The 11435-nt window shown below is 68.1% G+C and carries 10 protein-coding genes; 6 read left to right on the plus strand and 4 right to left on the minus strand.

The window, feature by feature from the left end; all coding sequences use genetic code 11:
- Positions 1-42: 42 nt before the first annotated feature.
- Genes EV192_RS19975 through EV192_RS19985 form a run of 3 tightly spaced genes read right to left on the minus strand, consistent with a single transcriptional unit; the run spans position 43 to position 2738 of the window.
- Positions 43-1062: a pyridoxal-phosphate dependent enzyme gene (locus EV192_RS19975; protein ID WP_132117472.1), complete on the minus strand. Its 1020-nt coding sequence runs from the start codon at positions 1060-1062 to the stop codon at positions 43-45.
- Positions 1059-1823, minus strand: coding sequence for an IclR family transcriptional regulator (locus EV192_RS19980; protein ID WP_165960499.1), 765 nt, complete (start codon positions 1821-1823; stop codon positions 1059-1061). The genes EV192_RS19975 and EV192_RS19980 overlap by 4 nt, the downstream gene beginning before the upstream one ends.
- A gap of 33 nt (positions 1824-1856) precedes the next feature.
- Entirely contained in the window at positions 1857-2738 is an 882-nt protein-coding gene (locus tag EV192_RS19985; protein WP_132117476.1) for a hypothetical protein, read from the minus strand.
- A gap of 122 nt (positions 2739-2860) precedes the next feature.
- Here EV192_RS19985 and EV192_RS19990 point away from each other — a divergent pair, with 122 nt between their 5' ends.
- On the plus strand, positions 2861-3427 hold the full coding sequence (locus tag EV192_RS19990) for a TetR/AcrR family transcriptional regulator (RefSeq protein ID WP_132117478.1): 567 nt from the start codon (positions 2861-2863) through the stop codon (positions 3425-3427).
- 202 nt (positions 3428-3629) lie between these two features.
- Complete coding sequence (locus EV192_RS19995; protein WP_132117480.1) at positions 3630-6173, plus strand: alkaline phosphatase family protein; 2544 nt, start codon at positions 3630-3632, stop codon at positions 6171-6173.
- A gap of 52 nt (positions 6174-6225) precedes the next feature.
- Here EV192_RS19995 and EV192_RS20000 read toward each other — a convergent pair whose 3' ends face one another.
- Positions 6226-6675 carry a PaaI family thioesterase gene (locus EV192_RS20000; RefSeq protein WP_132117482.1) on the minus strand — a complete coding sequence of 150 codons (450 nt, stop codon included), beginning with the start codon at positions 6673-6675 and terminating at the stop codon, positions 6226-6228.
- An 82-nt stretch (positions 6676-6757) separates the two neighbouring features.
- Here EV192_RS20000 and EV192_RS20005 point away from each other — a divergent pair, with 82 nt between their 5' ends.
- From EV192_RS20005 to EV192_RS20020, 4 genes are all read left to right on the plus strand, one after another.
- Positions 6758-7339, plus strand: a complete 582-nt coding sequence (locus EV192_RS20005; protein ID WP_132117484.1) for a TetR/AcrR family transcriptional regulator — start codon at positions 6758-6760, stop codon at positions 7337-7339.
- Between the two features lie 188 nt (positions 7340-7527).
- Complete coding sequence (locus tag EV192_RS20010) at positions 7528-8673, plus strand: methyltransferase (protein ID WP_243726954.1); 1146 nt, start codon at positions 7528-7530, stop codon at positions 8671-8673.
- 50 nt (positions 8674-8723) lie between these two features.
- Complete coding sequence (prcB, locus tag EV192_RS20015) at positions 8724-9557, plus strand: proteasome subunit beta (protein WP_243726955.1); 834 nt, start codon at positions 8724-8726, stop codon at positions 9555-9557.
- A 154-nt stretch (positions 9558-9711) separates the two neighbouring features.
- On the plus strand, positions 9712-11307 hold the full coding sequence (locus EV192_RS20020) for an FAD-binding oxidoreductase (protein WP_132117490.1): 1596 nt from the start codon (positions 9712-9714) through the stop codon (positions 11305-11307).
- Positions 11308-11435: the final 128 nt, after the last annotated feature.

The following is an 11435-nucleotide window of genomic DNA, read 5'->3' on the forward strand; positions in this document are numbered from 1 at the left end:
GCCGGTCGGCTTGTCCGGAGCCGCCACCGCCGCGTGTCCAACTCACGACTCACCGACACCGCCGCGCCACAACGGCCCGGCGGCTTGCGGTTCGAACAGGCCTGGCAGCCCTCCGGTGTGCCAGAAGACCACGGGACCCGTCAGGTCACCCGCGCGGGCGTCGCCGACCAGTGCGGCGAGCGCTTTCGCGGTGTACACCGGGTCGGTGAGGATGCCCTCGGTCTGGGCCAGCAGCCGCAAGGCCGTGTTGGCCTGATCGGTGGGCCGCGCGTAGCCGTCGCCGAGTTGGTCGAAGCGCACGTTGAAGGTCAGTTCGCCGGGCCGCACCGGGTGGCCGAGCAACTGCGCGGCACCAACGGCAAGTTCGTCGAGGCGCTTGCCGAGATCGGGATAGACCACGGCCGCACCGACCCCGACGACGTGCGGTCCGTGAGCGTGCAGATGGCGCCCCAGCACGAGTCCCGCGTGCGTACCCCCGGAGGTGCTGGCGTGAAAGATCTGGGTCGGCGTCAGCCCGCGCTCGTCAAGCTGTGCCAGCAGTTCGCCGTAGGCAACGACAAAACCAAGCGCCCCGTGCGGTGCCGAGCACCCCACGGGCATCATGAACGGGCGTCGGCCCGCGTCGCGTAGGTGCGCGCACAGCTTCTCGGTGTGCGCGTGCAGCTGTCCCCAGTGTTGGGCGCCGTCGAAGGACGGGATGTCGGCGAAGTGCAGTTGGGCGCCCAGCAGCCGACAGAGCAACAGATTCCCGTTGGCCTCAACGGGTTCGCCGCCGCCGAGGACGAGGTGGCAGTCAATCCCCGCCGCCGCGGCCGCCGCGGCGGTGCAGCGCGTGACATTGGAGATCGCGGCACCCTGGGCTACCAGCGTGTCGGCGCCTTCGGCGATGGCGGCCGCGACGAGGTACTCCAGCTTGCGGACTTTGTTGCCGGCCAAGGGAAGGCTGCCGATGTCGTCGCGTTTGACCCACACCTCGACGCCGAGCGCGTCGCTGAACCGCGGTGCCGGCTCCAACGGGGTGGGCAGGTGGGCGAACGGTCGCCGCGGCGGGTTGTCGCTCATGCCACTGTCGCTGTGCCGCCGCCGACGCCTCGGCTGATTTCGGTGGCGCACCGCACGACGTGCGCGGCCAACGGCTGCACCTGCGCCTTGGTGACTCGCGTCGTCGGGCCGGAAATCGAGACCGCCGCGACGACCTGTGCGCGTGCGTCGATCACCGGCGCCGCGATGCACCGCAGGCCCTCGTCCGATTCCTCGTCGTCCAGCGCCCATCCCTGAGCCCGGACCCGCGCGAGCTGCTCGACCAGGCGCTTCGGCTCGACCACGGCACCCGGCGTGCGCGCGGTCAACGGGCCGGCCAGCACCCGCTCACGCAACCCCGCCGATCCGAAGGCCAGCAGGCACTTGCCCAGTGCCGTGCGGTGCAACGGATTTCGACCGCCCAGGCGCGAACTCATCCGGACCATGCGCGCGCTTTCGACCTTCTCCAGGTAGACCACTTCGTCGTCGAGTAGCACCCCTAGGTGTGCCGTTTCCCCTGTCACGTCGCGCAGTTCCTCCAGCAACGGTCGGGCGATCGCGCGCACGTCCAGGCGCGCGGCGACGCGACTGCCGAGTTCGAACAGCCGCAAACCCAGTCCGTAGTGACCGGTCGCGTCCTGTATCACCAGACCGCTGGCGACCAGCGACGTGAGCAGGCGATGCGCGGAGCTCTTGGGTATCGCTGCCCGGCGGCTGAGCTCCGTCAGCCCGAGCGCACCGTCGGCGGCGCTCAGCACGTCCAGCAGCCGCAGGCCCTTGCCGAGCGAGGTCTGGTCTGACATACGGACTCCCATCCCGTCGTTCGGAACAGGATGCTACGCCTTCCACGACCGGCTCGGAACGGGAATCATCCAGCGGGCGACGCGGGCCAGACGCAGCGGTCGCGGATGCCACACTTCGGCGTCTTCGAGGCCCCAGGCGTAGCTGGGTGTGCGGTCGATGAGCAGCTCGCGGAGTGCCGGCTGGCCGAGTTCGCCGGCGGACCATTCGTAGAGTTGCCGGAGTCTGGGCAGGATGACACCGACGTCCAGCATGTGGCCGAAGCCGTTCTCCGCGTCGACGTACGGGTGCACGTCGTCACCGAGCGGATAGTAGGCGGGAAGCACGCGCGAGAGGGACAGGAACAGGCCGGTCATGCCCAGGCGCGGATCGCCGAGCGGACGGGCCAGGGGAGCCAGCCAGTTCAAGGCGAGACGCGGCGCGGCCACCAGGGCATGGGTGTACAGCACGCGCACGAGCACCAGGTTGATGAAGAACCGCTCGACGCGTCCTTCGGCATAGGCCAGTTTCTCGTTGGTCAGGTAGGCGTTGACGATGGTGGTGTTGTGCGCGCGGTACCAGTTGCGTGCGGTGGGGCGGGTGATGAAGTCGAGGGTCGCTCGCACGCCGGGTCCGCTGGGTTGTCCGTTGTGGTCGAATGCGAGTGAGTGGGCCTCGCAGGTGTCGCGGAGGAGCGCTTCGTTCACTGCTCGCCACCACGGGCTGCCGGGCCGGGGGCCGGTCAGCGGGTTGAGCAGCCCTCGGCGCAGTTGCCAGCCCATGAAGGCGGATGCCGCGCGCCGGAAGGGCAGTCGGGCCCGGTCCTGCCCGACCGGGATCTCGTACAGGCGACGTAGCAACGCCAAGCGCGCTATGGGATCGTCGCGGACACCCGCGACCTGGGCGTCGACATGCTCCGCGGTCGACGTGTGTGACACGAGATCAATTGTGGCAGGCGTGGCCGTGCCCCTCCGTCCCTTGCTACTGACAAGTCGCCCCTCTACGGTAGATGGAGTGACTTGCTGGTTGCAAGCCACCGTCGTCCGACGAGAGGTGCGGTGTGGCACGGTTGCGCAACCCCAAGGGGCAGGGCCGGCGTCTGCGCGACGAGATTATCGTTACGGGCCAGCGACTGCTCGCGGCCGCCGTCGACGAGCGCCAGTTCACGGTCCGGGCCGTCGCCGACGCGGTCGGTGTGACAATGCCCTCGGTCTACATGCACTTCCCCACTCGGGCCGCGCTGCTGTCCGCGATCACTGAACGCGGCTTCGGGATGTTCGACCACCACCTCACCGAGTCGATCGCGCGTGTCCAAGAGCCCGCGGAGCGCATTCGCGGGCTCGGCCGCGCCTACCTTGAGTTCGCGGCCACCCACCCCGGTCTGTACCGCGTGGTGTTCAGTATCGGACCAGCCAAGCTGGGAGCGGGCGACGAACGAGCGTCGTTCGTCGCCCTGGTCGACGCCGCCGCGGCATGCGTGCCCGAGATCGACGCGCGCGACGCGGCGATCTGGCTGTGGTCCGTCGTGCACGGCCTGGCCAACCTTCGCCTGACCAAACCAGACTTCGACTGGCCCGCCACCGGCCCGCTGATCGACGAGGCACTGAACAATCTGTGCGTGGGGTGATGTCGGTTCCGTTCACGAGCGGCTGTCTGATGTTCCGTGTCCTGGGTCGGTAGCTGGTATGGACAAGTTCACCGGGCTCAGTGTCTGTGATGATCGGATGTTCACGATGATCACCGGGAGGGTTCACCTCACGTTCGCGTAACTTGTCATGACAAGTCCTACCGTCGGCGGGGTCCATGACACCTTTCGAGAAGGGTCGACCATGCGTCGAACTCGATGGAGAGTGCTGACCACGCTGGCGGTCGCCGCCGCGTGCGCGGGAGGCGTCGGCATCCCCGCGGCCGCCGCACCGGCTGGAGGAATGATCGCGACTGAGAACTTCGACTCGCTGGAGTCGACCCTGGGCAGCCGGGTGGACGAGACCGGGATTCCCCCTGAGGTCAAGGGATTCACGCACACGCCACCGGCCGGCTGGAGCGTGCAGCTCGCGCCGGGCATGCCGCAGGGGGTGACCGAGTGGCAGGGCTGGTCCTTCACCACCATGCCGTTCTGGAAGGGCGCCGAAGCCGGCCAGGACCGGGAGAACTTCACCCGGGCCGACAAGGTGTTCGCGGTCGCCGACCCGGACGAGTGGGACGACAAGGGTTCGCCCTCGGCCAAGGGCAACTTCGACAGCACACTGGTGTCCAAACCCTTCGACATCCCGGCCGGGCTGACCAAGGCCTACCTCGGTTTCGCCTCGCACTACCGGCAGGACGGCCCGCAGAAGGCGACCGTGTCGGTGTCCTTCGACGGCGGCCAGGACAAGGTCGTGCGGAGCTACGGCCCCGATGCCGGTAGTGACAACCAGGGCAAGGACCTGGAGAACGACTTCGTCAGTCTCGGCGTGGACGTGCCGGCCGGCGCGAAGAACATGACCGTGAAATGGCGCCTGTTCGACGCTGGCAACAACTGGTACTGGGCGATCGACGACGTGCGGGTGGCCAGCCAGGCCATCCCGGTCGACCCACCACCGCTGAACGTGCCGCAGGGGCCGAACGGGGTCAGCAAGGACAAGGTGCTGCTGATCGGACTGGACGGCGCGCGCTGGGACAAGATCCTCAGCTCGGACACGCCCAACCTGAAGCGACTGATCAACACCGGCCTGTTCGGCACCAACGCGCTCTACGCCCAGCCGATGGCCGCGACCTCCAGCGGGCCGGGCTGGTCGACCATGACCCACGGGGTGTGGCCGGACAAGCACAACGTGCGCGACAACAGCTTCGCCGACCCCAAGTTCGCGAAGTACCCGGACTTCCTGACCCTGGCCAAGCGGGCCAACCCGAACCTGTCGACCGGGTTCTTCTCCGACTGGGCGCCGATCGGCCTCGGTGACAAGCCGGTGATCGGCAGCGGCGCGGACGTGCGCGTCGCGTTGCAGGACGCCAACTACACCGTGCAGGACCAGCAGATCGCCAACGCCGCCGCGAAGTACCTGACCGAGCAGAACCCGGACGCCGCATTCGTGTACTTCGCCGACATCGACGAGTGGGGACACGACAAGGGCGGAGCCAGTCCGGAGTACAAGAAGGCCGTCGAAACCGCGGACAGGCAGATCGGCCAACTGTTGGACGCCATCCAGGCCCGCAAGACCGCCAAGGACGAGAACTGGCTCGTGATGGTGTCCGCCGACCACGGCCACACCGACAAAGGCGGGCACGGCGGTTCCTCACCTGAGGAGCGCGGCGACTTCGTCATCGCCAACGGCAAGGGAGTCCCGGCCGGCGCCAAACCCACCACCACCCGGCTGGTGGACGTGGCCCCGACCGCGCTGCGCCACCTGGGCGTCACGATCGACCCGGCGTGGGGGCTGGACGGCCGTCCGGTGACCGACGCCGACCCCGACCCGTTCGAGACGTTGACGCCGAAGCTCAAGGAACGCCAGGACGAAAAGGGGATCCCGGCCGGAATCAAGGGATACACCCAGGAAACCCCGGCGGGGTGGAGCATCGACAACGCCAAGCAGCCGATGGACGTGGGTACCACGGAGTGGCGGGGCTGGTCGTTCACCACCGACGACTTCTGGACCCGCGCGGGCCGCGACCAGTCACGTGAACTGAACGTCCGTGAGCGCGGGGCGTTCGCGGTGGCCGACCCGCAACGTTGGAACGCCACAGGCAATCCGTCCGGCTCCGGCAAGAAGTTCGACTCGACACTGGTGTCCCAGGGCTACAACGTGTCCGGTAAGGCGTCGGCCACGGTCGACTTCGCGTCGCACTACCGCGCTGGCACCACCCAGCAGGGCACCGTGCTGGTGTCCTTCGACGGCAAGGCGGACCAACAGGTCTACACGTACACAAAGGACGAGTTGGCCGCCCGCAGGTCACTGGTGGTGCCGGTGCCGTCCGGCGCGAGGTCGATGAAGGTGAAGTTCCGGCTCACCGGCACCGGCGGCGACTGGTACTGGGCAGTGGACGACCTGCGCGTCACCACCAAGGCGCCGTCGACACACGTCGGCGCGCTCACCGGCACCGCGTCCAAAGGTCCCGGAACGAAGTGGACGGGCACCGCGACAACACAGATCGTCGACCAGGACGGCAAACCCGTGAAGGGCGCGGTCGTCTACGGCGACTGGATCACCGGGTCCTTGGTCACTCTGCCCGGTTTCTGCGTCACCAACACCGAAGGCACCTGCTCGGTCACGTCCACCCCGGTGAACAACCAGCGGACCACAGTGATCTTCGTGGCCAAAGCGGTGTTCGTCTGGGGCAAGCCCTACCAGCCAGGCGACAACGCCGTGACGACAGTCAACATCAACCGCCCATAACCCCAAGGAGGAACGGTTCCCGCACGCACGTCGTGCGGGAACCGTTCCGTAGTCAGCTCGCGCGGTGGATCACGCAGGTGGTGCTGCCGTGGGCGACAAGCTTGCCTGCGTCGTCCACCACCCGGCCCTCCGCCGTCGCGGTGGTGCGTCCCACGTGGATGGTGCTGCCGGTGCCGATCAAGCGTCGCCCCTCGGTCGACACCGACCGGATGTAGTTGACCTTCAGTTCGAGCGTGCCGTAACCGGCGCCTGGTTCCAGGGTCGAGTGCACCGCGCAGGCCATCACCGAGTCCAGCAGGGTCGCGCAGATGCCGCCGTGCACGGTGCCGAGCGGGTTGGCGAAGTCCGGCCGGGTACTGAGGCTGAAGACGACGCGCCCGAACTCGAGCTCGTCGATCTGGAAGCCGAGCAGGACGCCGATGCTCGGCGGGGGCTCGGGCAGGGACCGCATGGCCCGCAGTGCGTCCAGGCCGGACAGTTCGTTGGCCCATGTGGTGCTCATAGGTCGGCCTTCCGGGTGTAGATCGATCGGTCTATGTCGTAGCATGACATCACACATAGATCGATCGGTCTAGGAGATGTGGATGACACCAGGCCCACGGGAGCGGCTGATCACCAGCGCGATCGCCCTGGTGCGGGAGCGCGGCGTGCACGCGACCGGCCTCACTGACCTGCTGGAGCACAGCGGTACCGCGCGTGGGTCGATCTATCAACACTTTCCCGGCGGGAAGACGGAACTCGTCGAGGCGGCCACGCTGGTCGCCGGCAAGCAGATGGACGCGCTGCTCCGGTCACTGACCACCACGCGGTCCCCCCAGGCGTGGCTCGACGGGCTGATCCAGTGGTGGCGCGACGTCCTGGAGACCACCTCGTTCAGGGCCGGTTGTCCGGTCGCGGCCGCCGCCCTGGCCAGCTCGGACGAACCCACGCTGCACGAGGCCGCGGCCGAGGTCTTCAACGCGATGCGAAGTCGCCTCGCTGGAGCGCTCGCACAGGCGGGTTTGGCCGCTGACACCGCCGGCTCGCTGGCCGGCTTCGTGGTGAGCGCCCTGGAAGGGGCGATCATCCAGGCCCGCGCCACGAGGTCGACGCGGCCGCTGGACGATGCGCGCACGCACCTGGGCGAACTGTTGCGGGTGCACCTTCGCACCGCCGGCCCGGCATGACCGTCCGTCGCAAGCGGGCTGGTACGGTTCTGTCCATGGTTGTTGGTTCGGTGGTGTGGCGGGCGTCGTCCGACTGACGGCTGTTCGCGTACGTACCGAATCGGGCCGTCTTCGGACGGCCACACGCCTCGACGTTCTGTCGAACGCTCTCGCTCGACGAAGACGGCTCCCTGTGCCTGGGAGTCTTTGTGGAGCACCACTACGTTCAGTGGCGTGAGGACGGTTGCGTCCGGTCCGCCCGCTGGGGAGCCGCACACCGCCATCTCGTTGCGGCGGACATCGTTGTGGCGGGCGATGAACTTCGTGCTGAGCAAGCGATGTCGCTGGCTCGCCGGAACCGAGCCGTGCTGTGGCGCGGTGACTACCGCAACGCGCGGCAGTTGCTCGCCGCGGTGAAACGGCGGCTGGACCGGCGCCCGGTCCCGCATGACGGCACCCCGGCGGACGCCTTCCACCAGTATCGGCGGGCGACGGCCGACCGCGCCCACATCGTGAGCCGGGTGCTGATCGAACTCGGGCCGGGCTACCACCTCGATCTTCCCCACGCTCCCGACGTGTCCCAGGCGTGCCTGCAGGCCTACGGTCCTGCCACCGAACGACTCGTCACGCCCCTGTCGGAGCTTCTGGGTGTGCTCGGCGCCCATCAGTGGCGGCGGCGCGGAGTCCGGGTACCTGTCCTCGGCGAAAGGATCCACCCGCACTACGGGGTGTTCGCCCCGACACGTCAGGAATATCTCGACCTCGTCGCCGCGGCGCCATGGCCACGGGCGACGACCGCCTTCGATGTCGGGACCGGCACCGGAGTGCTCGCCGTGCTGCTCGCCCAGCGCGGCGCGGGACAGGTCGTGGCCACCGACATCCAGGCCCGTGCGGTCGCCTGTGCCCAGGACAACGTCGACCGACTCCGTCTGGCGGACAACATCCGGATCGAACAGGCAGACCTGTTTCCACCTGGCCGTGCGGACTTGGTCGTGTGCAACCCGCCGTGGCTGCCGGCCGTTCCCACTTCCGAGCTCGATGCCGCGATCTACGATCCAGGCGGCCGCATGCTGCGTCGATTCCTTTATGGACTGTCCGATCATCTGGCCCCTGGCGGCGAAGCCTGGTTGGTCCTCTCCGACCTCGCGGAACGACTTGGCCTGCGCACTCGCCAGGAGTTGACGGAAATGCTCGCCACAGCAGGACTGTGTGTGGCCGACCGGCTCGACACCCGGCCTCGGCACCGAACACGCCACCAGTCGGATCCCTTGGCGGAGTACCGGACCGCGGAGATCATCTCACTGTGGCGACTCACTTCCCCTGTTCGCGGGCACTGTCCACGCTACCGGCCGTAGGCTGAACTCGCTAGGCTGGTGCGGTACGGCCAACGGAAAGGAACAGTGTGGTGGAGTACCCAGGAGTCCCCGTTCCCGGTCTGACCACTGATGCGACGGACTCCTCGTTCTTCCGGTATCTCCAGACCCACGCGCCTGAACGCCTGCCGTGGAACCGGCGGCCGGCGAAGCCCGTCGACGCGGTGCCGCATGGCACGACCGTGCTGGCCGTGATCTACGCGGGCGGTGTGCTGATAGCCGGCGACCGGCGCGCGACGATGGGCAACCAGATCGCGCGGCGCGACCTGGAGAAGGTGTACCCGGCCGACGGGCACTCGGCGATCGCCTTCGCCGGCACCGTGGGGCTGGCGGTCGACCTGGTGAAGCTGTTCCAGATCGAGTTGGAGCACTACGAGCGCGTCGAGGGCGTGCCGCTGTCGATCGAGGGCAAGGTCAACAAGCTCGGCGCGATGATCAGGGCGAACCTGGCGCAGGCCGAGGCCGGGCTCGCGGTGATCCCGCTGTACGCCGTGTGGGACGACCGCCAGGGTGTCGGCCGGATCTTCAGCACGGACGTGACCGGGTTCGTCTCGGAGAACAGGGACTACGAGTCGGTGGGTTCGGGCTCCTACTTCGCCAAGGGCGCGTTGAAGAAGCTGTACCGCGATGGCGCCACCGAGAGTGAGGCCGCCCGGATGTGCGTGGAGGCGCTGTACGACGCGGCGGACGACGACAGCGCGACCGGTGGCCCGGACCTCGTCCGCGAGATCTTCCCGACGCTGGCCACCGTGAACGCCGACGGATATCGCAGGTACAGCAGCGAAGAGACCGGCACAATAGCCCGATCGGTTGTTTCCGACCGGCACGGCGATCCGGGCGGCGCCCGGTCCGTGCCGCGGCAATAGCCTGCGGATTTTGATCATCAGATGGACACCGCCGAGCGGTAACCCGGCCGCGCGCGCTTTTTGATCCTTGCGCAAACGCGGCCGAGCACTGGTAGGATGAATTCGTCTGGTAGTTGTGGATCACGCACGCTGTGCGCCTGGGGAGGCTCACTAGATGTCCGAACGTGACCGACGAACAATTCTTCGCAGTACCGCACTTGCCGTCGCCGGATTGGCGGTCGGACCGGTGCTCGTGCCAGAGTCCGCCGTCGCCGACGAATCAGGGAATAGCTGTCCGGCGCCACTCGGCCCGACAACCGTTCTCCCTGGTGACACGCGGTATGAGGATTTAGCCAAACGCGGCCACAAACGCTATACGGTCGCGCCCGACTACTTTCGGGTGGTCGGTTCGACAGCCCAGGTCGTGCAGGCAGTGCAGGACGCGGTGGCCGCCGGCAAGCGGGTGGCCGTCCGCGGCGGCGCGCACTGCCTGGAGAACTTCGTCGACGACCCGGCCGTCAAGGTGGTCATCGACCTGTCCGGGATGACCGGCGTATACTTCGACCCGGCCATGAACGCGTTCGCCATCGAGGGCGGCGCCCTGCTCATCGAGGTGTACCGGCGCCTGTTCCTCGGCTGGGGCGTCACCGTGCCGGCGGGCTGGTGCCCGAGCGTCGGCGTCGGCGGCCACATCTCCGGCGGCGGCTACGGCGTCCTGTCACGGGCGTTCGGCCTGGTCGTGGACCATCTGTACGCGGTCGAAGTGGTCGTGGTCGACAGTTTCGGCAAGGCCAGGGCCGTGGTCGCGACGCGCGACCCCAACGACCCGAACTACGACCTCTGGTGGGCGCACACCGGTGGTGGCGGCGGCAATTTCGGCGTGGTCACCAAGTACTGGATGCGCTCGCCGGGCGCCGCCGGCGACCCGTCCACGCTGCTGCCGAAGCCGCCCGGCCGGATGCTCGACTTCAGCGCCGAGTGGCCGTGGGCGGGCATGGACCAGGCGAAGTTCGCCCGCCTCATGCGCAACCAGGGCGAGTGGTGTGAGCGCAACACCGCGCCAGGCACCCCGACCGCCCCGCTGTACGGCGAGCTGATCTTCTATCGGCCGTCCTTCGGCAAGCAGGGCCTGATCGGCCAGGTCTACGGGCCCAACGCGGACAAGCTGCTGGACGACTACCTGGCCGCGCTGAGCGAGGGTGTCGGGCCCGCGCAGAACGTCGTGCGCAACTGGGGCCCGTGGTTCGCCACCGCGCAGGCCGGCCCGGACCAGTCCAAGCCGTTCCGGTTCAAGGTCAAGTCGGCGTACCTGCGCAACCGGTTCACCGACGAGCAGGCGGCGACCATCTACCAGCAGCTGACCGCGGACCACCCGGGTGACCTGCTGATCGGCTCGGTCGGCCTGGCCACGTACGGCGGCCAGATCAACGCGGTGCCGGCCGCCGCGACCGCGACGGCGACCCGGGACGCGATCATCAAGCTGACCTACGTGGCGGCCTGGCAGGATCCGACCCAGGACGCCCTGCATGACGAGTGGATCCGCCAGCTGTACCGCGCCGTGTACGCGACAACCGGCGGCGTGCCGGACCCGCGGGACGGCGCCTACATCAGCTATCCCGACCGGGATCTGGCCGATCCGGCCCAGAACACGTCCGGCGTGCCGTGGTCCACCCTGTACTACAAGGGTAATTATCCGAGGTTGCAGCGAATCAAGTCCCGATATGATCCGCGTGACGTGTTCCGACACGCGCTGGCCGTGCGGCCGGCGTAGTCCCACATATCGGATGGCGGCCAATGTCGTCATCCGATATTCCATTATCCTGGTAGCATCGGCGCTATAGAGGGAACCTGTCCCGGTGATTTCGACGCGCATCGGGACAAGGCGGTTTTGGTCGCGCG

Source organism: Actinocrispum wychmicini (assembly GCF_004345645.1).
GTDB lineage: Bacteria > Actinomycetota > Actinomycetes > Mycobacteriales > Pseudonocardiaceae > Kibdelosporangium > Kibdelosporangium wychmicini.

Coding starts and splice junctions, on each gene's coding strand:
- EV192_RS19975 (WP_132117472.1), bottom strand. CDS start 1,062: ATGAGCGACAACCCGCCGCGGCGACCGTTCGCCCACCTGCCCACCCCG.
- EV192_RS19980 (WP_165960499.1), bottom strand. CDS start 1,823: ATGTCAGACCAGACCTCGCTCGGCAAGGGCCTGCGGCTGCTGGACGTG.
- EV192_RS19995 (WP_132117480.1), top strand. CDS start 3,630: ATGCGTCGAACTCGATGGAGAGTGCTGACCACGCTGGCGGTCGCCGCC.
- EV192_RS20000 (WP_132117482.1), bottom strand. CDS start 6,675: ATGAGCACCACATGGGCCAACGAACTGTCCGGCCTGGACGCACTGCGG.
- EV192_RS20005 (WP_132117484.1), top strand. CDS start 6,758: ATGACACCAGGCCCACGGGAGCGGCTGATCACCAGCGCGATCGCCCTG.
- EV192_RS20020 (WP_132117490.1), top strand. CDS start 9,712: ATGTCCGAACGTGACCGACGAACAATTCTTCGCAGTACCGCACTTGCC.